Source organism: Bradyrhizobium sp. LeoB3 (assembly GCF_055456055.1).
Window position 1 is genome coordinate 61,062 of sequence record NZ_JBVBEF010000030.1, and the last position, 22,775, is coordinate 83,836.

Here is a 22,775-nt window from a genome sequence, read left to right on the forward strand (position 1 = left end):
AAGCGCCGGGGTGCTCCCGGCGCTTCGGAAATCGTCACGTCAGACTTCGCGGCGGCTCAGGAAGGCCAGCCGCTCGAACAGGTGCACGTCCTGTTCGTTCTTGAGCAGTGCGCCATGTAGCGGCGGGATCAGCTTGCGCGGATCGCGCTCCCGCAGCATTTCCGGCGTGATGTCCTCGTTCAGCAGCAGCTTCAGCCAGTCGAGCAATTCGGAGGTCGAAGGCTTCTTCTTCAGGCCCGGCACTTCCCGCACCTCGAAGAAGATGCGCAAGGCTTCTTCCACCAGGCGCCTCTTAATGCCGGGGAAATGCACGTCGACGATCTTTTCCATCGTGTCCGCATCGGGGAACTTGATGTAGTGGAAGAAGCAGCGGCGCAAGAAGGCGTCCGGCAACTCCTTCTCGTTGTTGGAGGTGATCATCACGATCGGGCGGAGCTTGGCCTTGATGCTCTCGCCGGTCTCGTAGACGAAAAACTCCATGCGATCGAGCTCGAGCAAGAGATCGTTGGGGAATTCGATATCGGCCTTATCGATCTCGTCGATCAAGAGCACCGGGCGCTTCTCGTTGGTGAAGGCTTCCCACAATTTGCCGCGCTTGATGTAGTTCTTGATATCCGAGACGCGCGCATCGCCGAGTTGGCTGTCGCGCAATCGCGACACCGCATCATATTCGTAGAGGCCCTGCTGCGCCTTGGTGGTGGACTTGATGTGCCAGGTCAGAAGCGGTGCATCGAGCGCCTTGGCGACTTCCTCGGCCAGCACCGTCTTGCCGGTGCCGGGCTCGCCCTTCACCAGAAGCGGGCGCTCCAGCACGATGGCGGCGTTGACAGCGACTTTGAGGTCATCGGTGGCGACATAATCCTTGGTACCGGTGAATTTCATACTACCCCGTCAGAATGAGTTTCAATTTGATACTAATGGAAAAACCAAGCAGGTCTAGCGTGGATTCCAGCGTCTGAACGCAACTGAGGTCATCGCTACCGCCTCGAATTTAGGCGGGCCGTTTCCGCCTTGCAGAATGACGCTCACACCTTCGTGGCGAACCCGTAATGCTGTCCTAAAGACCCCGTGTGCCCTTGACGGCGCGACCCCGGCGGGCAATCTATGGAACATGTTCCTGCAATTCTTCACATCGCTGCGCGATGCCCAGGTCCCTGTGACCTTGCGTGAATATCTGACGCTGATGGAGGCGCTCGACGCCGACCTCGCCGAGCAGAGCGTCGAGAATTTCTATTATTTGTCGCGCTCGGCGCTGGTGAAGGACGAGCGCAACCTCGACAAGTTCGACCGCGTCTTCGGAACCGTTTTCAAGGGCCTCGAGAGCCTGCTCGATGCCATGGACAAGGCTGAGATCCCCGAGGAGTGGCTGAAGAAGCTCGCGGAAAAATACCTCACCGAGGAAGAGAAGAAGCAGATCGAAGCCATGGGCTGGGACAAGCTCATGGAGACGTTGCGCAAGCGGCTTGAGGAACAGAAGGGCCGGCACCAGGGCGGCAACAAGTGGATCGGCACCGCCGGCACGTCGCCGTTCGGCGCTCACGGCTACAATCCCGAAGGCATCCGCATCGGCCAGGAGAAGAACCGCAACAACCGCGCCGTGAAGGTGTGGGACAAGCGCGAGTTCAAGGATCTCGACGGCAATGTCGAGCTCGGCATCCGCAACATCAAGGTCGCGCTGCGACGCTTGCGCAAGTTCGCCCGCACCGGCGCCCCCGACGAGCTCGATCTCGACACCACGATCAAGGAAACCGCCAACCACGGCTATCTCGACGTGCACATGCGCCCCGAGCGGCGCAATGCGGTGAAGGTGCTGGTGTTCTTCGATATCGGCGGCTCGATGGATTCGCATATCGAGCAGGTCGAGGAATTGTTCTCGGCCGCCAAGAGCGAATTCAAGCACATGGAATATTTCTACTTCCACAACTGCCTCTATGAGGGCGTCTGGAAGCAGAACAAGCGGCGCTTCACCGATCGCACCCCGACCTGGGACGTGCTGCACAAGTACCCGCACGACTACAAGGTGGTGTTCGTCGGCGACGCCTCCATGTCGCCTTACGAGATCATGGTCCCCGGCGGCTCGGTCGAGCACGTGAACGAGGAGGCCGGTTCGATCTGGCTCGATCGCATCATCCGCACCTATCCGCACGCGGTGTGGCTCAACCCGGTGGCGCAGAAGCACTGGGACTATTCGGAATCGACCACCATCATCCGCCGCATCTTCTCCGAGCGCATGTACCCGATCACGATCGAAGGTCTGGAGAATGCGATGAAGGAACTGGTACGATAGCTCTCGTCATTCCGGGGCGTCCGAAGGACGAGCCCGGAATCCATTTAGCCACTTGCGCCGGCGGAGGAATAGATTCCGGGTTCGATGCTTACGCATCGCCCCGGAATGACAAACAACAACCAAGGGAGAGCCCATGCCCCAGACCATTCACCGCGGCATCAAGCAGATGATGGACGAAGCCAATGCCGAGATCGAGACCGTCAGCGCCGCCGATGCGATCAAGATCCTCCCGGACGACGATGTCGTGATCGTCGACATCCGCGATCCCCGCGAGATCGAGCGCGACGGCAAGATCCCCGGCGCCTTCTCGTGCACCCGCGGCATGCTCGAGTTCTGGATCGATCCGGCGAGCCCCTACGCCAAGCCGATCTTCCAAGAGGACAAGAAGTTCATCTTCCATTGCGCCGGCGGCATGCGCTCGGCCCTGGCTGCGAAGACCGCGCAGGACATGGGGCTGAAGCCGGTCGCCCATATGGGCGGCGGTTTCGCCGCCTGGCGCGATGCGGGCGGCCCGATCGAGAAGTGGGAGCCGAAGAAGAAAGACTAGGTGGTCGCCACCGCCACCACCGTCATGCCCGGGCTTGTCCCGGGCATCCACGCCCTCGGGCGACGCAGGCGAAGACGTGGATGGCCGGGACAAGCCCGGCCGTGACGCAAGCTGAAGGATATCGCTAGATGACCACCACCGAAGACCCGCTCGTCTCCACCGACTGGCTTGCCGCCCACCTCGGCGATCCCAAGGTCAAGGTGATCGACGCCTCCTACAAGATGCCGGGTGTGCTGCCGTTGCCGGCCGACGATTTCATCGCCGCCCACATTCCCGGTGCAGTGTTCTTCGATGTCAATGCGATCGCCGACAAGAGCGATCCGCGCCCGCATATGTATCCGGCCGCCGAGCAGTTCGCGGAGGACGTCTCCGCGCTCGGCATCTCCTCAGGCGATACGGTGGTCGCCTATGATGCCGGCGGCTGGGTTGCCGCGCCGCGAGCGTGGTGGATGTTCCTGTCGTTCGGTCATCCGAACGTGAAGGTGCTCGACGGCGGCTTGCAGAAGTGGAAGGCCGAGGGGCGGCCGACGGAAACCGGGCCCGTCACGCCGAAGCCTGGAAAATTCCAGGCCAGGTTCGATCCGAGCTTCGTGCGCAGCAAGGAGCAATTGCTCGGTAATATCGAGACCAGGAAGGAGCAGGTGATCGACGCGAGGCCGCGCCCGCGGTTCGAGGGCACCGTGGTCGAGCCCTGGCCTGGCCGCCGTTCCGGGCACATCCCCGGCAGCCGCAACGTTCCCTATGCCGACCTGTTCGAGCCCAAGACCGGCGCGATGAAGCCGCTCGATGAATTGCGCAAGGCATTTGCATCCGCCGGCGTCGATACGGCAAAGCCGATCGTCACCAGTTGCGGCTCCGGCGTGTCGGCGCTGGTGCTGACGCTCGCGCTCTATCGCCTCGGCGTGCGCGGCAGTGCGCTCTATGACGGTTCCTGGGCCGAATGGGGATTGCAGGACGGGCCGCCGATCGCGACGGGACCTGCGTGATTGCAGACGATCAGCGCGTGGGGCGCACGAACACCGGCTGGCCGAACGGATCGAAAGTCTGCTGCTGCGGAATAACCTGCGGCGCCAGGCGTTGCTGCTGCGCCGCGACGCGCCGGCGCTCCCTGGCACGCTCCGCCCGTGCACGCTTCTTGGCCGCGGTTTGATCCGGCTTCGCATCCGCGCTCTTTGCTGATGTCGTTTGCTCGACAGTGACCGCGGGGCCGCCCAGGGTGGCGATCTTGGTCGCCGCCGGACTCGCTTCCGCTGAGGTCGGCGCCTCGGGTGCGGCCGGCGCGGCGTCGTTCGCGGGCGCGACCTCTGCGACCGCCGCAGGCTTGGCCTCTTCGGCGGGCGCACGAGTTTCCGTCTGGGCTGCCGCCGTCGGCGCCTGGGGTTCCGGAGCATCTGCTAGAGGCGGTTCGGCCGGCGGCGTCTCGGTTGAGGCAGTCTCCTCGGGCTTCACGGCGGCCATCTGCTCGGGCTCGGCCGGCGCGGGAGCATCGGCGGTTGCTGCGGTCGGAGCAGGGGAGGTCTCGGCGCTGTCCGGCGCCTTCTCTGTTGTCTCTGCTACGGGCGCCTCGACGCGCAGCATGGCGAGCGTCGGCGGCTTCGCTTGAACTTGTGTTTGGGCTTGCGCGAAGACGGGCTCCGGCGGGCTGCGTCGCGCCGGGATGCTCGCGACTTCCTCATGGGCAGCCCGGAGCAGCGCGGCAGCGCCAAGTCCGAAGATCAGGACCGACGTCGACAGCACGATTGCCGCGAACAGGAAACGAAGGCCGGGAAGCATGGCGCGGTTCCGTCTTTGCCGAAGTGTTCTGTTGAGCCAGAGGAAACGCGGTGATCACAGGGAAGCCGCTCGCGGGCAGCGAATCAGACCGATTCGAGGATATCGCAACCAATGTCAAAGCAATGACGCCCGTAGTCCCCCAGAATAACTTTTCCCTGACGGTGAGGCATCTTTGCCGCAGCGATCACTGCCCAATCACAAAATGACCGATTCGGCCCGGATTTCGCGGAATTGTCTTGAATGCGCCGCTATCTTCCTTCAAGTGCCGTTAACGGTCCGGTGTGGCTTGGGGACTATACAAGAGCGATGATGATCAACCGCATTCTGACGATTTGTGCTGCCGCAGCGCTCGGCGCGGCAGGAACTTCGGTTGCGCAGGCGCAGCAGGGCTACCCCGCAGGGCCAGGTCCAGTCTATTCCGCTCCTCAGGGCTCGTATCCGCCGCCGCCCCCCGGCTACGTGCGCGACGACCGCCGGCCGTCGGATTTCGATGTCTTTGAGGAGGACGACGAGGCGCTGAACGGCCAGAGTTCGGCGTCGCTGTCGCCGCCCGGACCAGTGCTTTCGCCCAACGATCCCCGGTATGGCCGCCCGATGGGCGCGCCCCCGCCGGTCTATTCGGATCGGACCGTGCCGACCGGCCCGGTCATGTCGCCGGATGATCCGCGCTATGGCCGTCCGGCGGGGCCGCCGGCGGTGATCTATGCCGATCGTCCCCAAGGGCCGGCGCAGAGTTACAACTATCCCGATGATCGCGCCATGCGTCCGCCGGAGTCGGTGGGCGCGGCGGGTGGTGCGCCCGCCGTCACCGGCGCCGTGTCACAGCAGCCTCAGGTCGGCAGCGACGGCAGGCCGATGACGGTCGCGGCGCTGCCGCCGGAGGAGCAGCCCGAGGCCGCTCCCGTGCAATTGCCGCCGAACCTACGCCGCCAGGAAGTCTCGTTCGCGACCAAGGAGCCGCCAGGCACCATCGTGGTCGATACGTCGAACACCTACCTCTATTACATCCTGGGCGGCGGCCGCGCGATGCGCTACGGCGTTCGCGTCGGCCGCGATGGCTTCACCTGGACCGGCGTGCAGAAGATCAGCCGCAAGGCGGAGTGGCCGGACTGGTATCCGCCGACCGAGATGATCGAGCGTCAGCCCTACCTGCCGCGCTTCATGGCCGGCGGCCCCGGCAATCCGCTCGGCGCGCGCGCGATGTATCTCGGCTCGACCGTGTACCGCATCCACGGCACCAACCAGCCCTCGACGATCGGCAAGTTCGTCTCTTCCGGCTGCATCGGCATGCTGAATGAGGACGTCTCCGACCTCTTCGAGCGCGTGAAGGTCGGCACCCGCGTCGTGGTGCTGCCGGGTGGTCCGCCGCCTGGAACCGCCACCGCCTCTGCTGCGCCGCCGCCGGGCGGGCCCGTTGCGGCCGCCCCAGCGCCGACCCAGGCGCAGGCCGCCGCGCCGCTGCCGGGCACCCAGCCGACCACGGTGCCGCCGCTGCCGGCCCCGGTCACGATCCGCTAGGGCGATTACAGTCCAACATCAAAAGGCGCGCGAACAGCGCGCCTTTTGTGTTTTGCGCTTCTGTCAAATTCCCGCGCTTGAATTCGTGTTCGGCTGGATTACGTGCCAGAGGGCTGCAACCGACGTGGGACAATGCCATGCGCATCCTTGTTGCAGGCGCCACCGGCGCTATTGGCCGACAACTCGTTCCCGCCCTGATCCGGGCCGGCCATTCGGTGATCGGCACGACGCGAACAGCAGCGAAAGCCGAGGCGATCGGGCAGATGGGCGTCGAGCCCGTCATCGTCGATGGCCTCGATGCAGAGGCTGTCCGCGCGGCGGTCATTGCGAAGCAGCCCGAGGTGATCGTCCACGAGATGACCGACCTCGCCGATGTTACCGATCTCCGCCATTTCGATCGCGCCTTCGCTGTCACCAACCGGCTGCGCACGCTCGGCACCGATTGCCTGCTGGCGGCCGCGCGCGAAGCCGGTGTCAGGCGTTTCGTCGCGCAAAGCTTCTGTGGCTGGACCTATGGCCGAACCGGTGCACCTGTCAAAACCGAGGCCGATCCGCTCGATCCCGATCCGCCGCAGGAACTTCGACGCACGCTGGAAGCGATCCAGCATCTGGAGCGCGCCGTCACCGGCTCGGATCAGCCGGAAGGAATCGTGCTCCGATACGGATCGTTCTACGGTCCCGACACCGGCATACTGTCGCGGGCGATGATCGATCAATTGCGGCGCCGCCGCGTGCCGATGATCGGCGATGGTGGCGGCTGGTGGTCTTTCATTCATGTCGCCGACGCGGCATCCGCCACCGTTGCCGCCATCGAGCGCGGCGAGGCCGGCAATATCTACAACATCGTTGACGATGAGCCCGCGGAAGTCAGCGAATGGCTGCCGGCGCTTGCGGCGATCGTCGGCGCTAAGCCGCCATTCCATGTGCCCATCTGGCTCGGCCGATTGCTCGCCGGCGAACATGTGGTGGCGATGATGACCGAGGTGCGGGCGGGCTTGAACGTCAAAGCCAGGCGCGAACTCGGCTGGCACCCGGCGCATCCGTCCTGGCGCACCGGCTGTGCCGAAATCGTCGGGCACTCCAGTGGCCACAGCGCTGCCGCTTGAGCTGGTGATGCGACGCTCAGACTTCCGCCTCATCAGCGCTTTCGCGGGTTGCATTCTCGAGCCAACCGGCGATGCGCAACAAGTCACGATCGCGCCCGCGAGCGCCGATGAGCTGGACGCCGATTGGAAGTCCCTGATGGCCTCTGAGCAGTGGCAGCGAAACGGTCGGCAGACCGCAGAGGCTCCATGGCATCGACATGACACCGGAGCCCGGCCCATCTTCCAGCCGGGTCGCCTCGCCCGGCGCCGACAGGGTGATCAACGCATCATGTTGGATGAACATACGCGAGGCCAGTTCAACGAGACGGTCGGCCTGCGCATCGAACGTAAGGTAGCTTGCCGCGCTGATGGTGTGGCCGGCTTCGATACCCCGCTGCAGCGGCGCGCAATAGCGGCGGATGGTCTCAGTCGGCTCCGAGCCGAAACGATAAGCAAGATGCGCGTTGAGCAGCCCGAAGGTGACATCAAGTGCCTGATCGAATTCAAGTGGGAGTTCGACCTCGACGGTCGCGGTCGGCAGTGACTGGATGAATGTCTCGAATGTCTTCCCCGCGTTGTCGTCGATCAGCTTCCAGCCTGGCCCCTTGACCACGCCAAGACGGGGCGCGGAGGCCGCAGGCTGGACAGCCGCTAACGCGGAATCGAACGCGCCGGCGAAAAGGCACAAGTCTCCGATCGAGCGGGCCAACAGGCCGAGATGCGCCATGCGCGGCACCAGCACGTTCGATCCCGCCATTGAGGTGAAACCCAACGAGGGTTTGAACGCGAACGCGCCGCAAAACGAGGCGGGGAGGGTGGTCGAAGCGGTGTGTTGCGTGCCGAGCGCCAGCGGCACCATGTGGTCGACGACGGCGGCGGCAGAACCCGCCGACGACACGCCCGGCGAGCGCGACAGGTCCTGAGGATTGCGGGTCGGGCTCGGATGGTACATCCCGAATTCGGATGTCGCGGTCTTGCCGACAATGATTGCACCGGCGCGGCGCAGTGCCGCCACCGCATCCGCATCGGCGTTTGGCCGCCGGCCGCGAAGCGTCTCGCTGCCATATTCGGACGGCATGTCGGCGGTGTCGAATACGTCTTTCACCCCGATCGGCAGGCCGTGCAGTGCGCCGAGCGGCCCACCTGATGCACGGTGCTCGTCGGCACGCCGCGCCTCTTCGCGCGCCCGCTCCGCATCGAGGAAAGCCCACGCCCTGACGTCGGGCTCACGCGCGGCGATCCGGTCCAGGCAGGCATTCATCAAATCGAGCGCGCTTGTCTCGCCCCGCTTGATCCTGTCGGCCAGCATGCTGGCCGACAGGTGGTTTGGAAGCACAGAGCCGGTCATCATCGAACCGAGGCTGTGATGCTGCAGCCCGATTCGGCGGCCGGGCGGAACGCGGTCGCGGCGGGAACGGTGGCGATCCGCTCGTAATAGTCCCAGGGCTGCCGGCTCGCCGCCGGCGATTTCACGCGATAGACGCCGAGATCATAGGCGAGGCGGCCGTTCTGCTGCACGACAGCCTGCCGCCCGAACCGATCGACCGGAAGCTGGCGCATCTCGGCATTGACGATCGCGGCATCGTCGCTTTTGGCGCTTCTCGCGGCCTTCAGGAAATGCAGCACGCCGGAATAGACGCCGGCTTGTTCGCGGGTCGGCATTCGGCCGTGTTCCTTGAAGAAGCGCTGCGCGAAGTCGCGGGTGCCGTCGCTGTCATCCCAATAGAATCCCGTGGTGATGATCAGCCCCTGCGCCGCTTCGAGGCCGAGGCTGTGGACATCGGTGACGAAAGCGTGGAGCGCTGCGATCTTCTGCGTGCGCATGATGTCGAACTGGCCGGCCTGCTTGATCGCATTGACGGTGTCGGCGCCGGCGCTCGCGAGCGCGACGACCTGCGCGTTCGTGCTCTGGGCACGTAGCAACAGCGAGGCGAAATCGGCTGTGTTGAGCGGATGGCGCGCGCTGCCGAGCACCTTGCCGCCGCGCTCCTGCACCACGGCGCTGGCGTCTTTCTCCAGGTCGTGGCCGAACGCGTAGTCGGCGGTGAGGAAGAACCAGGACTTCTGCCCCTGCTCGGTCAGCGCCGCAGCCGTGCCGCGCGCCAGTGCGTAAGTATCGTCGGTCCAATGGGTCACGTAGGGCGAGCAGCGTCCGCCGGTGATCTCGACGCTAGCGGCACCCGATACCAGGAGCGACCGCTTCTTCTCGGTCGCGATCGTCATCAGCGCGAACACCGCGCCCGAATGGGGCAGGTCGACAACGGCGTCGACGCCTTGCCGGTCAAACCACTCGCGTGCGATGGCTGAGGCGACATCCGGCTTGTTCTGATGATCAGCGGTGATGATCTCGACCGGGACCCCGTCGATCGAGCCGCCAAAATCGGCAACGGCCATTCGCGCGGCCTTGATCGAGCCCGGCCCGCCGACATCGGAGACTACGCCGCTTTGATCGCCCATGACCCCGATGACGACCTTGTTGTCCGAGAACTGAGAGAAGGCCGGCGACGTGAGTATTGAGCTAAGTGCAATTGAAATCAGGATTTTCCGGTACATTTCGCTGCTCCGCGTGAGGTGCGGCGGAGCCTAACAATCCGCTGCTGCACATATGTGACAATGTTGGTACATATGTGATTATTGGCTAGTGACGAAGATTCGATGAGGGACAGCGTGACCAGACAGGCGACGGAAATCGAAACGTTCGGGCCGGAAGTGGAGAACGGGGACGCATTGGTCGCCCGCATCTGCTGGCACTACTACAAGGAGGGGCAGACCCAGGACGTCATCGCGCAGCATCTGAAAATCACGCGGAAGCGGGTCAACCAGATCCTCGGAGAGGCGCGGGAGCGCGGCGTCGTCCAGATCTCAATTGCCAGTCCCTTCGGTCCTTGCAGTGAACTTGAGGCCCGCCTCGCTGCACGTTTCAAGCTGCGAGGCGCCATCGTCGTGCCCGCGCCGATTGGCGACACTGACGTCCGTAACCTCGTCGGCGCCGCCGCCGGCCACTATATCTCCGAGCACCTGCCGCCCGCCGGGACTCTCGGCATCACCTGGGGTGGCACAATCAACGTGGCCGCACAAAATCTGCGGCGCCTTTCCGGCGACGGCTGCCGTGTCGTCCTGTTGTGCGGCGGGCTTGCCGAAAGCACGGCGATCAATCCTTACGACAACGCAGCGATGATGGCGCGCGCGTTGGGTGCGACATGCTACTACGTGACCGCGCCGATGTTCGCGGCAACGGCACAGCTCCGTGATGCGCTGGTTTCCAGTGAGCCGGTGCGCTCGGTTCTCGCAATGGTAGCAGGGCTGGATATCGCCTTGTTCAGCGCCATTGATCTGTCCGAACAATCGAAAGCGCTGGAATATGGCGTGATATCGCGCGAGACGTGGCAATCGCTGCGCGACGCCGGCGCGGTCGGAGATATTTGCGGCCACTATCTCGACAAGGACGGCAACGCGGTGACGCATCCCCTGACCCAGCGCGTGATCCATCCGCCGATGAGCGATCTGAAGGCGGTACGCGAGCGCATCCTTGCCGCCGGCGGTCTTCAGAAGCTCCCGATCATCAGCGCGGCAATCCGCGCCGGGCTCGCCGACATCCTGATCACGGACGAACGGGTCGCGACCGCCCTTTGCGAAGAACGGTGATCAAGCCAGTCGGCGCGGAGGTTCGCTGCCCTTGGTCCAGGCATCGATACACTCGACCATCTGGCCGTAGTGGATGCCGAGGCTCTCCTGGGTCGCGTAGCCGAGATGCGGGGTGAGCACAAGGTTGTCGAGCCTGCGGAAGGGATGGTCGACCGGCAGCGGCTCGACCGAGAACACATCGATGCCGGCGCCCGCGATCTTCTTTTGCGTGAGAACCTCCAGCAGCGCGTTCTCGTCGACGATCGGCCCGCGCGCGGTGTTGACGAGATAGGCCGTCGGCTTCATCCGTGCGAGATCGGCGGCACCCACCAGGCCGCGCGAGCGCTCGCTCAGCACCACATGGATGGTGACGATGTCGGCGGTCGCAAACAATTCCTCCTTGCTGGCATAGCCGACGCCGGCCTCCTTGCATTTCTCGGCCGTCAGGTTGGGGCTCCAGGCGATGACGTTCATGCCGAACGCCTGCGCGAGCTTCGCCACCCGACTGCCGAGCTTGCCGAGCCCCACCACGCCGAGCGTGCGGCCCTCGATCTCGACGCCGGCAAAGGTCTGCCAGGGCTCGCCGGCATGCATCCGCGCGTTTTCCCGGCCGATGCCGCGGGTGAGTTCCAGGATCAGGCCGAGCGTCAGCGCCGCGGTCGGGTCGCGGCTGTATTGCGTGCCGCACAGCACCACTTTGTGATTCTTGGCGGCGTCCACATCGATCGCGGCATTGCGCATGCCTGATGTCAGCAGGAGTTTCAGCTTGGGCAGCGCCGCGAACAGCGTGCGCGCAAATGCGGTGCGCTCGCGCATCGCGCAGATGATCTCGAAATCGGCAAGCGCGCTCGCGGCAGCCGCCTCGCTCGCAAACGGCTCCCTGAACACGGTGACGTCGACGCGGTCCTTGATCTCTGACCAGTCGGCGATCGAAAGTGACAGGTCGAAATAGTCGTCGAGGATTGCACAGCGCAGCCGCATCATCGATGAACCCGTTCATGGCGAAAGGACGGCGAGAATACCGTCGGGGGAGATCGTTATGGTTGCGCGCAATCGTTGGGTCGCGCAAGCGGAGTTCAGGGGACGCCGGCTTCAAATATCCGACAGGCTGAGAGCATGATCCGGAAAAGTGGAAACCGGTTTTCCGAAAAGATCATGCTCAAACAAAGAGATGAGATCATGATCCGATCGCCTCATCGGATCATGATCGCAACCGGCTTCTGTGCTTGGCGCGCCAGGCCGGCCCGGGTCCGCGCATATAGTGCAGTTCCGGCCGGTAGGGGTTGAATGCCCTGGCGAAGAACTGGCGCCAGAAGGTGCGGAATTCGGCGACAATCTTCGTAAGGCCAGTGCGGCTGGCCGCCGGGGCGGGCAGGGACGTGCTTGTTGCCATGACACAGCCCTCATGTTGGTCATGCGCGGCTTTCTCGCGCAAAATGCCGTTTTCGATGCTGAAAACGAGATTTCGCCCGATTTGTTAAAAGATGGTTTCAATTGTCGTCATCTTGCGCACACATGGTTTCGATCCCGTATTCATCGGGGTGAACGGATGGAAAACGCGCGGTGTGCGGTTGCGCTTTGAGGGCCCGGCGGCTACATCGGCGGCAGCAAAATTTCCATAAATCCTGCCGATTCCAGGGGACTCAATGGCCCGCCAGTTCGTCTATTTCATGCAAGGTCTGACCAAGAGCTACCCGACCCGCAAGGTGCTCGATAACGTCCACCTGAGCTTCTATCCGGACGCCAAGATCGGCGTGCTCGGCGTCAACGGCGCCGGTAAATCGACCCTGCTCAAGATCATGGCCGGCATCGACAAGGACTATACCGGCGAGGCCTGGGTCGCCGAGGGCGCCCGCGTCGGATACCTCGAGCAGGAACCGCAGCTCGATCCCAAGCTGAGCGTCCGCGAGAACGTGATGCAGGGTGTCGCCAAGCAGAAGGCGATCCTCGACCGCTACAACGAGCTGGCGGTGAACTACTCGGACGAGACCGCCGACGAGATGACCAAGCTGCAGGACGAGATCGAGGCACAGGGCCTCTGGGATCTCGACAGCAAGGTCGATCAGGCGATGGACGCGTTGCGCTGTCCGCCCGACGACGCCGACGTCACAAAGCTCTCCGGTGGCGAGCGCCGCCGCGTAGCGCTGTGTCGGCTCTTGCTCGATCAGCCCGAACTGCTGCTGCTGGACGAACCGACCAACCATCTCGACGCCGAGTCCGTATCCTGGCTCGAAGGCCATCTGCGGCAATATCCCGGCGCGATCCTGATCGTCACCCACGACCGCTACTTCCTCGACAACGTCACGGGCTGGATCCTCGAGCTCGATCGGGGCCGCGGCATTCCCTATGAGGGCAACTATTCCTCTTGGCTGGTGCAAAAGCAGAAGCGGCTCGAGCAGGAGGGCCGCGAGGACGCGGCGCATCAGAAGACACTGGCGCGCGAGCAGGAGTGGATCGCGTCCTCGCCGAAGGCACGCCAGGCCAAGTCCAAGGCGCGCTACCAGCGCTACGAGGAACTGCTCAAGAAGGCGAGCGAGAAGCAGACGCAGACTGCGCAGATCGTCATCCCCGTGGCCGAGCGGCTCGGGCAGAACGTCGTCGACTTCGAAGGCCTGACGAAGTCGTTCGGCGACCGCATGCTGATCGACAATCTGACCTTCAAGCTGCCGCCGGGCGGCATCGTCGGCGTGATCGGTCCGAACGGCGCTGGCAAGACCACGCTGTTCCGCATGATCACCGGGCAGGAGAAGCCGGACCAGGGCACGATCACGGTCGGGGAGTCCGTCCATCTCGGCTATGTCGACCAGTCGCGCGACGCGCTCGACGGCAGCAAGACCGTATGGGAGGAGATTTCCGGCAACAACGAACTGATCCTGCTCGGCAAGCGCGAGGTGAATTCGCGCGGCTATTGCTCGGCCTTCAACTTCAAGGGCGCCGACCAGCAGAAGAAGGTCGGTGCGCTCTCGGGCGGCGAACGCAACCGCGTGCATCTCGCCAAGATGCTGAAATCCGGCGCCAATGTGCTGCTGCTCGACGAGCCCACCAACGACCTCGACGTCGACACGCTGCGCGCGCTCGAAGAGGCGCTGGAGGATTTCGCCGGTTGCGCCGTGATCATCAGCCACGACCGCTGGTTCCTCGACCGCATCGCCACCCACATCCTCGCCTTCGAAGGCGACAGCCATGTCGAATGGTTCGAAGGCAATTTCCAGGATTACGAAAAGGACAAGATGCGGCGCCTTGGCCAGGATTCGATCATCCCGCATCGCGTGAAGTACAAGAAGCTGACGCGGTGACGGCACTTTAGCGACGATCTGCTGCGGCCAGTTGTCGCTTTCCACCACGACGAGATTGCGTAGATATAGCGCTCCGCAATCCCCGATACTGCTGCGAGCAATTCATAATGTCTGCCACCTCCGACGCCCCCGCGCCGCCGAAGATCGCTTCGTTGCGCCCGGTTCCCATGCTGATCTTCGGATCGCGCTGGCTGCAATTGCCGCTCTATGTCGGGCTGATCATCGCCCAGGGCGTCTATGTGGTGCTGTTCGTCAAGGAACTGTGGCACCTGTTCGCTCATGCCTTCGATTTCAGCGAGCAGCAGATCATGCTGGCGGTGCTCGGGCTGATCGACGTCGTCATGATCTCGAACCTCCTGGTGATGGTGATCGTCGGCGGCTACGAGACCTTCGTCTCGCGTCTCAACCTGCAGGGACATCCCGACGAGCCGGAATGGCTGAGCCACGTCAACGCCAGCGTGCTCAAGATCAAGCTGGCGATGGCGATCATCGGCATCTCCTCGATCCACCTGCTGCGCACCTTCATCGAGGCCGGCGCGCTGACGTCGGGCAAGACCAACTACACCGAGACCGGCGTGATGTGGCAGACCATCATCCACACCGTCTTCATCCTGTCCGCGATCGGCATAGCCCTCGTCGACAAGCTGTCGAATGCGTCGATCGAAGGCGCCAAGCAGTCGGCCGGACATCATTAAGGGTGCGGCGCTTGCGAGGTCGTGCTAGGTTCATGGACGGGGCGCGGCTGATGTCCGCCTCGAAAACGGGACAGCACTTCGATTGGACCGCTGAGTGAACAAGCCGCTCGACTTGCCATTCCTCCGCACGCTCGCCTTCGGCTTTCTGTTCTTGGTGTTACCAACGGCCTCGCCGGCCCACGCCGCCGATGCCGCCTTCAGCCAATTCATCGCCTCACTCTGGCCGGAGGCGCAGGCCGCCGGCGTGTCGCGCGCGACGTTCGATCGTGAGACGCGCGGGCTCGAGCCTGACTACAAGCTGCCGGATCTGATCTTGCCGGGCCGCCCCGCGACCGGCGCGCCGTCGCAGGCCGAATTCGTCCAGGTGCCGGCGGACTACGTCAAGGAGGCTTCGATCGCGCGGCTTGCGGCCGAAGGGCAGCGGCTGATGCAGAAATATCGTGCTGACCTCAACGAGATCGAAAATCGCTTCGGCGTGCCGGCGACCGTGGTGCTCGCGATCTGGGGGCGAGAGACCGATTATGGCCGCTACAAGCTGCCCTATGACACGCTGCGCGTGGTGGCGACACAGGCCTATGTCGGCCGCCGCAAGGACCAGTACCGCACGGAGTTCATTCTTGCGCTGAAGATCCTCGGCGAGGGTGCGGTGACACGCCAGGAAATGCGCTCATCCTGGGCTGGAGCCACCGGGTTCACGCAGTTCCTGCCGTCCGAATATTACAAGCACGGCGTCGATCTCGACGGCGACGGCCGCATCGACATCTGGCACTCGGTGCCGGATGCGCTCGCGTCCGCCGCCCAGCAACTCGTCAACAAGGGCTGGCAGAAGGGCGTGCGCTGGGCCTACGAGGTGAAGGCGCCGGCCAATGTCGATTGCACGATGGGCGTGCCGGAAGTGACGAAGCCGATCGGTGATTGGCTGCGCGCGGGCTTTGAGCCGGTGCGCGGACAGAAGCTCAATGCGACCGAGCAGGCGCAGCCCGCCTCGCTATTGCAGCCCGAGGGCATCTATGGCCCCGCATTCCTGACCACGAAGAACTACTTCGTCATCAAGGAATACAATTTCTCCGATCTCTACGTGCTGTTCGTCGGCCATCTCGCTGACCGCATGACGAGCCCGCAGCCGTTCGCCACGCCCTGGTCGGCGACGACGCAATTGCGCACCGCCGATGTCGAGGCGATGCAGCGCCATCTCACGCGGATCGGTCTCTACAAGGACAAGCTCGACGGCAAGGCCGGGATGCAGACCCGTGCCGCGCTCGGCGCCTACCAGAAATCGGCAGGCCTGAAGATCGACTGCTGGCCGAGTGAAGCGGTGCTGCGCGCGATGACGGCGGCGAGGTAGCCGTCGGCGATAGGGGCAAACAAAAACCCGGCCTGGACGTCGGCCGGGTCTTGATTCAGTGGCTCGATGAGCCGGTCAGATTAGTCGCAAACCTGAACGCGGCGGAAACGCCAGCCGTAGCCATCCCAGAAGCGCTCGCGAACCAGGCGGCACGGAGCTTCTTCAACGTAGACCGGCGCCGGTGCAACATAGACCGGAGCCGGACGGCTCGCAGCAATCGCGCCACCGAGCAGGGCGCCGCCAATCAGGCCGCCAGCCACGCCGGCTGCGATCTGGCCGTCTCCGGCCTTGGCGGCCGGCGCGACAGCCAGCGAACCGGCAATCGTTGCGACCGCGACGAAGGCAGCTAATGTCTTCTTCATGTCTTGGGCTCTCCTGGATGGCGCCTTCAGCCGACGCCGGGTTTAACGATGACTCGCACGCTGGTTTCGAAATCCCGTGTCGCAAAAAGAGCGCACAACAGTCAATCGAAAGTAAACGTCAGCGGGCTAATGGCCTGAAAAAAACGGTTTTTTCTGGCCATAAGCCGTTCAGGTTCCGGAAAATCGGGGGTTTTCCAGCATCCTGTGCGAGATTTAATGAAGGTGAATGCGCGTTAATAGCAGACGCGCACGTTGCGCACCCGCCAGCCATAGCCGTCCCAGAAGCGCTGGCGCTGCCAGGCGCAGGGCGGCCCGTACTCGTAGGGGTCGGCGACGTAATAGCCGGGGCCAGGAGCGTAGGAATACCCGGGACCGTAGGAGTAACCGGGACCGTAGTACCCGTTCTGCGAAGCGATCGCCCCGCCGATCAGGGCTCCACCGATAAGTCCGGCCGCGACGCCCGCGGCAACGCCGCGCTGCGCATGCGCCGGAGGAGGTGCCGCCACGAGCGCGCCAGCCAATGCAATGGCGGCAAATCCGAGCAATGTCTTCCTCATGGCCTCACCTTTCTTCAAGTCATCCACTTTGGGGCACTGGTCCTGACCAGAGTTCCACATTTCCCCGTAACGATCAATGAACGCCGCAGCGGATGGCCCGAGAAGTGATGACCGGCGTGCCCGCGGATCACACTTAGATTCATTCCAATTTACCTCCGTCATCAGTTTGGAATTGCTTCAAATTCCCGTTTTTCCTTTTGCGTCGCTTGCTCGCCTTCAATATCTCTTAGGTCAGCATCACCGACCGGACCCGCCTTTTCGATGATCGTTTGTTCCTGCAACGTCCTCAGCGACCATGACGTCCGCAATGCGGTGAGCGTCAGCGGGTCGTTGCCGCGGAATGCCAAGCAGCTTTATGGCTGCCTCGGCTGCAGTGCCGAATGCGGGCGCTGCGCCCGGACCATCAAGACCATCATCGACGAGGCGCTTGGCCCATGTGCCAAGGCCTGCTGTGCCGGCTGCCCGCACAGCCATGAGGCCGTCGACGACGTCGCCAATACAGAGTTCGCGTTGGCCGCCTGCTGAGCCGCCGGGATTTCCCCAGATCTCTTCGCAGATGCCCTCCCAGAGGAGGGTTGCTCTTGTTCATAATCTGATTTAGAAGCGTTCTAAAGTTGGAATCGGGCCCGCTTTGGGCCTTTAAACATTTGGAGTGGACTATGCAGGGCGACCCTAAGGTCATCGAATATCTCAACAAGGGCCTGCGCAGCGAACTCACCGCGATCAACCAGTACTGGCTGCACTATCGCATCCTGAACAACTGGGGCCTCCTGGAGATGGCCAAGGTCTGGCGCAAGGAATCGATCGAGGAGATGCACCACGCCGACCGCTTCACCGACCGCATCCTGTTCCTCGACGGCTTCCCCAACATGCAGGTGCTCGATCCCTTGCGGATCGGCCAGAACGTCCAGGAGATCATCGAGTGTGATCTCGCCGCCGAGATCGGCGCCCGCGCGCTCTACCAGGAAGCCGCCACCTACTGCCACGGCGTGAAGGACTATGTGAGCCGGGATCTGTTCGAGGACCTGATGAAGGACGAGGAGCATCACATCGATTTCCTCGAGACCCAGCTCGATCTGATCAAGCGCATCGGCCTTGAGCTCTACACCCAGAAGCACGTCGGCCACCTCGAGAGCGAGCACTGAGGACTGCCGGGGCTTTCCACCCTCCTCTGAAAGAGGAGGGTGACACGCGCCATCGTATCAGAGCTGCGTCTTGTAGCGCTCTTCCACCACCGCCTGGCTCTCCGGCTCGCCGAGCGTGGTCTGGTCGTGGATCACTTGGCTGATGCTCGGAAATACCTTGCGCTCGACGCGCGTGTCCGCCGACCACAGTTTCGAGCGCATCAAGGCCTTGCCGCAGTGGAAATAGGCTTCCGTCACGTCGATGCGCAGCACCGCGCGTGGCGGCTTGCCGAATTCTACCATCGAGGCCAATAGCTCCGGATCCGCCGAGAGGCGTCCCTTGCCGCCGACGCGCAATGTCTCGTCGATCCCCGGCACGAAGAAGATAAGCTGCACGAAGCCTGAGCCCGCGACGATGTTCCGGAAGCTGTCGATGCGGTTGTTGCCGGAGCGGTCCGGCATCAACAACAGGTTTGGCGAGGCGACGCTGACGAAGCCCGGATTGCCGCCGCGCGGCGAGGCATCGACGCTGCCGTCGGAGCCGGAGGTCGCCAGCACGCAGAACGGCGACATGCCGATGAACTTCCTCGCATGCACATCGATCTCCGGCCGCGCCTTCGCGATCACGCGCGCGGTCGGCTTTGGATAGATCGAGGCCAGGTCGGCAGCGGCAAGGTCGGTCACGGTCGGTCCTCCGGATGTCGTATTTGTGACAAGCGTATCATCGGGAAATTCCGCCGTCATCCCGTGCCGGAGGAAGCAGGCTCATTCTCAGCCGCGATCCTCGACATCCGTCTCGGGGCGGTCGCTGCCGGCAGCGGTCTCGGAGTGCCATTGTCCGTCAGGGGTTTCATACTCGATTGCCTCGGTGCGGCCCGGCACGCGCTGCTCGGCCGCGGCACGCCGCGCAGCCGCCAGCGCTGCGGCATGGGTCGCGAACGGTTCGGAAAACACACCGTCTACGGTGTAGGCCCAGCCGCCGTCATGCTCGACGATCTTGTAGATCACATGGCTCATCGGGAACTCGCTTCATGGTTGACACTGGAAGGGTGAAGCCACCGGCGCTTTCATGACAGAATAGGCGATGATGTCGGAATTTCCATGGACCAATCGTCCTTAGGGCAGGCAACGGGCCCGGGCCGCCGGTGACAGGAGCAAAGCATGTGCCGTAATATCAAGACGCTGTTCAATTTCGAGCCGCCGGCGACCGAGGACGAGATCCACGCTTCCGCACTGCAATTCGTGCGCAAACTGTCCGGCTTCAACAAGCCGTCGCAGGCCAATGAAGCCGCCTTCGATCGCGCGGTCGCCGAGGTCTCAGACGCCGCACGCCGGCTTCTCGTCTCGCTACACACCACGGCACCGGCGCGCGACCGCGAGATCGAGGCGGAGAAGGCCAAGGAGCGCTCGCGCCTGCGGTTCGGGTGAGCTGCGGCGGGCGTGACCTGCGCGATCGACGCGCGGCCTATTTCTTGTCCTTGTGCTTCTTCTTTTTCTTGTCCTTGCGATCCTCGTCATCATCATCGGGATCCTCGAGGCCGTCGGGCTGCTCGGCCACGGCCGCAGCCAACGCTTCGCGCTCGGCCGCCTCCTGCTCGCGCTGGCGGCGGTAGTCCTCCCAGGCGTCGAAGATCATGTGAAGCCACGGCATCACCTGTTCGATCGACGGCAATTGCCCGGGCGGGCCCGGCTCGCCGCGCGGACCGGCAGGTCCCTGCGGTCCGGCGGGACCTTGCAGGCCGGGCGCTCCCTGCGGACCCGGTTCACCGCGCTTGCCTTGCGCACCAGGTTTCCCTTGCGCACCAGGTTTGCCCTGCGCTCCCGGCTTGCCTTGCGGGCCGGGCTTGCCGCGCGCGCCATCGGGGCCGCGCCGGCCGGGATGTCCCTGCGGTCCCGGCCGCCCTTGTTCGCCGGGCCGGCCGCGTGGGCCCGGCGCGCCCGCTGCTCCGCGCCGGCTGGAAGCTTCATCGGCCACTGCTGCACTCCGAAATAAAACTGCGCCCGCGCGTTTTTTAGCGGCGTTTGACGACCGCTTCAATTCCGCGAGCCGCCATTGCCGCATTGATCAACATCAATGATGCGATCGCGCGGCATGGCATCCTCGGGAGCGTGGCTGGCGGGACGGGAGCGAAGCCATGAATGCAGGCTGGAAGATCTTCTTGCTCTCGCTGGTCCTGTTCGCGATTGCCTTGGGCGCCGAACAGCTCCTTGTGCCCGACATCGTGCCGATCGCCTATGCCGAGGAGCCGCAGCCGCTGTTGCTGGTGGAGACCGCTTTCGTGCTGCGAGCGATCGTGCTGATCGCGGGAAGCGTAGCGGTGATCTCGTTCGTCATCACGCTCGGCGCCTAGGTGAGAAGCACGCGATCGCACGCTTGAGGCAATTCCGACTAATCGTTCGGCGCGGGCACCTCGATGCCGTCGGCCGAATAGCTCCTGATCTTGTTGCGCAACGTGCGCACGGAAACGCCGAGCACGCGCGCGGCGCGCGTGCGGTTGCCATTGCAGCGGATCAGGGTTTGCAGCACCAGCTCGCGCTCGACCTCGCCGACGGTGGCTCCGATCAGGAGCGGCACGATTTCGTTGGGGGCCAGTGAGGACGCCGGAATCTCCGGCAGGGGCTGCGTGGACACATAGGACATGACACCTCCCGAGCAACGCCCGTTCGCAACATCGCGAATCGGAAACATCGAGAACGAACAAACCCCTTGCCCGCGCGAGACCGTGGCCGCAGATGGTTAACAAACGATTAACGCGATCGCCACCATCCACATTTGCGCTGGGGTTCCCGCACGCGCCATGCTCACACCGTCCGGTAGCCGCCATCCACCATCACGATCGATCCCGTGACATAGGCCGACAGGTCGGAGGCGAGGAAGATCGCCGGTCCCACGATATCCTCCGCCTTGCCGGCGCGGCCGAGCGGCGTGTGCGCGATGAAGCTCTTCACGAGCTCCGGATTGCTCGCGCGCGTCTGGGCGTTCAGCGGCGTCTCGATGAAGCCGGGGCCGATCGCGTTGACGCGCACGCCTTCCTTGCCGAGCTCGGCAGCGAGCGCGCGGGTGAAGCCGAGCACGCCGTGCTTTGAGGCTGTGTAGGCGGGCGAGCTCGGCGTGCGCACATGCACGAAAGACTGGATCGATCCGATGTTGACGATGCGTCCCTTCGTGGCACGGATCTGCGGCAGGAACGCATGCGTCACGTTGAAGACGCCGGTGAGGTTGATCGCGATGATATCTTCCCAATCCTTGATCACGGCCTCGTCCGCGCCGAGCATGCCGTTGCGCCGCGTAATCCCGGCATTGTTGACGAGGATCGAGACCTGCCCGATCTTGCCGGAAATCTCCTTTGCAAGCGCGATGCAATCCTCGCGCCTGGTGACGTCGAGCGCAAAGCTGTCGGCCTTCCCGCCGGCGTCGCGGATCTCCCTCGCCACTTCCGCCGCCGCGCTCTCGTTGACATCGAGCAGCACGACGCGAGCGCCTTCGCGCGCATAGCCGGCTGCGATCGCGCGGCCGATGCCGGAGCCTCCGCCGGTGATGACGGCGATATGATTTTCGAGAAGGGCCATGGATGTTTCCTCTTGCTTGTTGTTGGACGCCGCGGAGAGGCTAATCCATTTTGTAGGGAGGGCAAAGCCAACGGGTTGCGCGAACGCGCGCCCCGTTGGCTTTGTCCACCCTACAGATTCTCGCTCCATCCTGCATCCGCGCTACACTTCGCAACGTGCGAATCGATCTGTCGCCATTGATGCTTTCCAAGAAAACCCCGGAGACCTTGATATGAAACTGCTATCCGCCTTTCGCGCCGCGCTCCTCGCGCTGTCCGCTTTCGCCGGCGCCATTCTCTCCTCGGCTGCCCATGCCGAGAGCGGCACTGTCTCGCTCACGATCTACAAGGCAGGCTGGATCATCGGCGGCTCCGGCGGTGGCGGCGTGTTGAATTTTCACGGGCGCAGATATCCGCTGTCGGTCGGCGGCCTCGACTACGGCCTGGTATTCGGCGGCTCGAAGACGGTGCTGCGCGGCCGCGTCAGCAACATCAATCGTCCTAGCGATGTCGCCGGTGTCTACGGCGCAGCCGGCGCCGGCCTTGCGATCGGCGGCGGCGCCCGCGCCATCGTGCTCACCAACCAGAAGGGCGCCGTGCTCGAACTCGTCGGCCACCAGATCGGATTGATGGCGAATGCCGATTTGAGCGGGCTCGCGATCACGATGAAGTAGCGAGGCGCGGAGAGCCGTTTGCCCCTCATCCTGAGGAGCGGCGTCTTCGCCGCGTCTCGAAGGATGAGGCCCCGCCGGTGGCCTCGCCCTTCGAGACCGTCGCTCCGCGACCTCCTCAGGGTGAGGGGATGGATTGGAGCGCGTCGCTCTCCTTTGTCATTGTGAGTTCTGATTCAAATTTCAAACAGCGGAGGAGATGTGAGTCCGCGTTCTCGCGGCGCTTTGCGTCCGAGCTTTGCGTTTCGTTTCACCCTCTCATCGACTAGAGGGCGCAGGGAAAGCCGGGTGCTGGTTGCACCCGTGGGTCCCGTGCAACAAAAAGCACGGGGGTAGGACCACA

At 63.8% G+C, this 22,775-nt stretch carries 27 protein-coding genes; 14 read left to right on the forward strand and 13 right to left on the reverse strand.

Going from position 1 to position 22,775, the window contains the following annotated elements:
• Positions 1–39 precede the first annotated feature (39 nt).
• A complete protein-coding gene (locus ACZXDY_RS20500; protein WP_028166112.1) occupies positions 40–882 on the reverse strand; it encodes an AAA family ATPase in 843 nt (280 codons plus the stop codon).
• A gap of 229 nt (positions 883–1,111) precedes the next feature.
• Between ACZXDY_RS20500 and ACZXDY_RS20505 the strand changes: the two genes are divergently transcribed.
• From ACZXDY_RS20505 to sseA, 3 genes are all read left to right on the forward strand, one after another.
• Positions 1,112–2,287, forward strand: a complete 1,176-nt coding sequence (locus tag ACZXDY_RS20505) for a vWA domain-containing protein (protein ID WP_028166113.1) — start codon at positions 1,112–1,114, stop codon at positions 2,285–2,287.
• Positions 2,288–2,420: 133 nt separating this feature from the next.
• Positions 2,421–2,834, forward strand: a complete 414-nt coding sequence (locus ACZXDY_RS20510) for a rhodanese-like domain-containing protein (RefSeq protein WP_464346733.1) — start codon at positions 2,421–2,423, stop codon at positions 2,832–2,834.
• A 128-nt stretch (positions 2,835–2,962) separates the two neighbouring features.
• On the forward strand, positions 2,963–3,820 hold the full coding sequence (sseA, locus tag ACZXDY_RS20515; RefSeq protein ID WP_464346734.1) for a 3-mercaptopyruvate sulfurtransferase: 858 nt from the start codon (positions 2,963–2,965) through the stop codon (positions 3,818–3,820).
• Between the two features lie 10 nt (positions 3,821–3,830).
• Here the strand turns inward: sseA and ACZXDY_RS20520 are convergent, their stop codons facing one another.
• Positions 3,831–4,607: a hypothetical protein gene (locus ACZXDY_RS20520; RefSeq protein WP_464346735.1), complete on the reverse strand. Its 777-nt coding sequence runs from the start codon at positions 4,605–4,607 to the stop codon at positions 3,831–3,833.
• Between the two features lie 306 nt (positions 4,608–4,913).
• On the opposite strand from ACZXDY_RS20520, the gene ACZXDY_RS20525 reads away from it, so the two are divergent.
• Together ACZXDY_RS20525 and ACZXDY_RS20530 are read left to right on the forward strand one after the other, a co-directional pair.
• Complete coding sequence (locus ACZXDY_RS20525) at positions 4,914–6,125, forward strand: L,D-transpeptidase (RefSeq protein ID WP_464346750.1); 1,212 nt, start codon at positions 4,914–4,916, stop codon at positions 6,123–6,125.
• Between the two features lie 137 nt (positions 6,126–6,262).
• Complete coding sequence (locus ACZXDY_RS20530; protein WP_464346736.1) at positions 6,263–7,231, forward strand: NAD-dependent epimerase/dehydratase family protein; 969 nt, start codon at positions 6,263–6,265, stop codon at positions 7,229–7,231.
• A 16-nt stretch (positions 7,232–7,247) separates the two neighbouring features.
• On the opposite strand, the gene ACZXDY_RS20535 is transcribed toward ACZXDY_RS20530, so the two are convergent.
• On the reverse strand, positions 7,248–8,558 hold the full coding sequence (locus ACZXDY_RS20535) for an amidase (protein WP_464346737.1): 1,311 nt from the start codon (positions 8,556–8,558) through the stop codon (positions 7,248–7,250).
• Positions 8,558–9,763 carry an ABC transporter substrate-binding protein gene (locus tag ACZXDY_RS20540; protein ID WP_464346738.1) on the reverse strand — a complete coding sequence of 402 codons (1,206 nt, stop codon included), beginning with the start codon at positions 9,761–9,763 and terminating at the stop codon, positions 8,558–8,560. The genes ACZXDY_RS20535 and ACZXDY_RS20540 overlap by 1 nt, the downstream gene beginning before the upstream one ends.
• A 114-nt stretch (positions 9,764–9,877) precedes the next feature.
• Between ACZXDY_RS20540 and ACZXDY_RS20545 the strand changes: the two genes are divergently transcribed.
• Entirely contained in the window at positions 9,878–10,855 is a 978-nt protein-coding gene (locus tag ACZXDY_RS20545; RefSeq protein WP_464346739.1) for a sugar-binding transcriptional regulator, read from the forward strand.
• Here the strand turns inward: ACZXDY_RS20545 and ACZXDY_RS20550 are convergent, their stop codons facing one another.
• Positions 10,856–11,818, reverse strand: a complete 963-nt coding sequence (locus ACZXDY_RS20550) for a D-2-hydroxyacid dehydrogenase family protein (protein WP_464346740.1) — start codon at positions 11,816–11,818, stop codon at positions 10,856–10,858. It abuts the gene before it with no gap.
• A gap of 217 nt (positions 11,819–12,035) precedes the next feature.
• The gene (locus ACZXDY_RS20555; RefSeq protein ID WP_028166120.1) at positions 12,036–12,227 is read right to left on the reverse strand and encodes a hypothetical protein; all 192 of its coding nucleotides are present in this window, start codon (positions 12,225–12,227) and stop codon (positions 12,036–12,038) included.
• Between the two features lie 253 nt (positions 12,228–12,480).
• On the opposite strand from ACZXDY_RS20555, the gene ettA reads away from it, so the two are divergent.
• The 3 genes from ettA to ACZXDY_RS20570 all read left to right on the forward strand — a co-directional run bounded on the left by ettA (position 12,481) and on the right by ACZXDY_RS20570 (position 16,170).
• The gene (ettA, locus tag ACZXDY_RS20560; RefSeq protein WP_130229899.1) at positions 12,481–14,130 is read left to right on the forward strand and encodes an energy-dependent translational throttle protein EttA; all 1,650 of its coding nucleotides are present in this window, start codon (positions 12,481–12,483) and stop codon (positions 14,128–14,130) included.
• Positions 14,131–14,237: 107 nt separating this feature from the next.
• Positions 14,238–14,825, forward strand: coding sequence for a TIGR00645 family protein (locus tag ACZXDY_RS20565; RefSeq protein WP_028166122.1), 588 nt, complete (start codon positions 14,238–14,240; stop codon positions 14,823–14,825).
• Between the two features lie 145 nt (positions 14,826–14,970).
• A complete protein-coding gene (locus ACZXDY_RS20570) occupies positions 14,971–16,170 on the forward strand; it encodes a lytic murein transglycosylase (RefSeq protein WP_464346751.1) in 1,200 nt (399 codons plus the stop codon).
• Positions 16,171–16,250: 80 nt separating this feature from the next.
• Here ACZXDY_RS20570 and ACZXDY_RS20575 read toward each other — a convergent pair whose 3' ends face one another.
• Both ACZXDY_RS20575 and ACZXDY_RS20580 read right to left on the reverse strand, forming a co-directional pair.
• Positions 16,251–16,532 carry a hypothetical protein gene (locus tag ACZXDY_RS20575; RefSeq protein WP_028166124.1) on the reverse strand — a complete coding sequence of 94 codons (282 nt, stop codon included), beginning with the start codon at positions 16,530–16,532 and terminating at the stop codon, positions 16,251–16,253.
• A 233-nt stretch (positions 16,533–16,765) separates the two neighbouring features.
• The gene (locus ACZXDY_RS20580; RefSeq protein WP_028166125.1) at positions 16,766–17,089 is read right to left on the reverse strand and encodes a hypothetical protein; all 324 of its coding nucleotides are present in this window, start codon (positions 17,087–17,089) and stop codon (positions 16,766–16,768) included.
• Positions 17,090–17,350: 261 nt separating this feature from the next.
• On the opposite strand from ACZXDY_RS20580, the gene ACZXDY_RS20585 reads away from it, so the two are divergent.
• Both ACZXDY_RS20585 and bfr read left to right on the forward strand, forming a co-directional pair.
• A complete protein-coding gene (locus ACZXDY_RS20585) occupies positions 17,351–17,614 on the forward strand; it encodes a (2Fe-2S)-binding protein (protein ID WP_455998293.1) in 264 nt (87 codons plus the stop codon).
• A 134-nt stretch (positions 17,615–17,748) separates the two neighbouring features.
• Positions 17,749–18,234 (forward strand): bacterioferritin, encoded by a 486-nt coding sequence (bfr, locus tag ACZXDY_RS20590; protein WP_464346741.1) that lies wholly within the window; start codon positions 17,749–17,751, stop codon positions 18,232–18,234.
• 57 nt (positions 18,235–18,291) lie between these two features.
• On the opposite strand, the gene ACZXDY_RS20595 is transcribed toward bfr, so the two are convergent.
• Both ACZXDY_RS20595 and ACZXDY_RS20600 read right to left on the reverse strand, forming a co-directional pair.
• Positions 18,292–18,897 (reverse strand): pyridoxamine 5'-phosphate oxidase family protein, encoded by a 606-nt coding sequence (locus tag ACZXDY_RS20595; RefSeq protein WP_464346742.1) that lies wholly within the window; start codon positions 18,895–18,897, stop codon positions 18,292–18,294.
• An 87-nt stretch (positions 18,898–18,984) separates the two neighbouring features.
• Positions 18,985–19,230: a DUF2188 domain-containing protein gene (locus ACZXDY_RS20600; RefSeq protein ID WP_028166129.1), complete on the reverse strand. Its 246-nt coding sequence runs from the start codon at positions 19,228–19,230 to the stop codon at positions 18,985–18,987.
• Positions 19,231–19,374: 144 nt separating this feature from the next.
• Between ACZXDY_RS20600 and ACZXDY_RS20605 the strand changes: the two genes are divergently transcribed.
• The gene (locus ACZXDY_RS20605) at positions 19,375–19,641 is read left to right on the forward strand and encodes a DUF2277 domain-containing protein (RefSeq protein ID WP_028166130.1); all 267 of its coding nucleotides are present in this window, start codon (positions 19,375–19,377) and stop codon (positions 19,639–19,641) included.
• Positions 19,642–19,678: 37 nt separating this feature from the next.
• Here the strand turns inward: ACZXDY_RS20605 and ACZXDY_RS20610 are convergent, their stop codons facing one another.
• The gene (locus tag ACZXDY_RS20610) at positions 19,679–20,188 is read right to left on the reverse strand and encodes a collagen-like domain-containing protein (protein ID WP_456644775.1); all 510 of its coding nucleotides are present in this window, start codon (positions 20,186–20,188) and stop codon (positions 19,679–19,681) included.
• Positions 20,189–20,348: 160 nt separating this feature from the next.
• Here ACZXDY_RS20610 and ACZXDY_RS20615 point away from each other — a divergent pair, with 160 nt between their 5' ends.
• Positions 20,349–20,564 carry a hypothetical protein gene (locus ACZXDY_RS20615; RefSeq protein ID WP_464346743.1) on the forward strand — a complete coding sequence of 72 codons (216 nt, stop codon included), beginning with the start codon at positions 20,349–20,351 and terminating at the stop codon, positions 20,562–20,564.
• Between the two features lie 38 nt (positions 20,565–20,602).
• Here the strand turns inward: ACZXDY_RS20615 and ACZXDY_RS20620 are convergent, their stop codons facing one another.
• A complete protein-coding gene (locus ACZXDY_RS20620; RefSeq protein ID WP_028166132.1) occupies positions 20,603–20,854 on the reverse strand; it encodes a helix-turn-helix domain-containing protein in 252 nt (83 codons plus the stop codon).
• Positions 20,855–21,015: 161 nt separating this feature from the next.
• Positions 21,016–21,783: an SDR family NAD(P)-dependent oxidoreductase gene (locus tag ACZXDY_RS20625; RefSeq protein WP_464346744.1), complete on the reverse strand. Its 768-nt coding sequence runs from the start codon at positions 21,781–21,783 to the stop codon at positions 21,016–21,018.
• 211 nt (positions 21,784–21,994) lie between these two features.
• Here ACZXDY_RS20625 and ACZXDY_RS20630 point away from each other — a divergent pair, with 211 nt between their 5' ends.
• Complete coding sequence (locus ACZXDY_RS20630; RefSeq protein ID WP_464346745.1) at positions 21,995–22,435, forward strand: hypothetical protein; 441 nt, start codon at positions 21,995–21,997, stop codon at positions 22,433–22,435.
• The last annotated feature ends 340 nt before the right edge of the window (positions 22,436–22,775 follow it).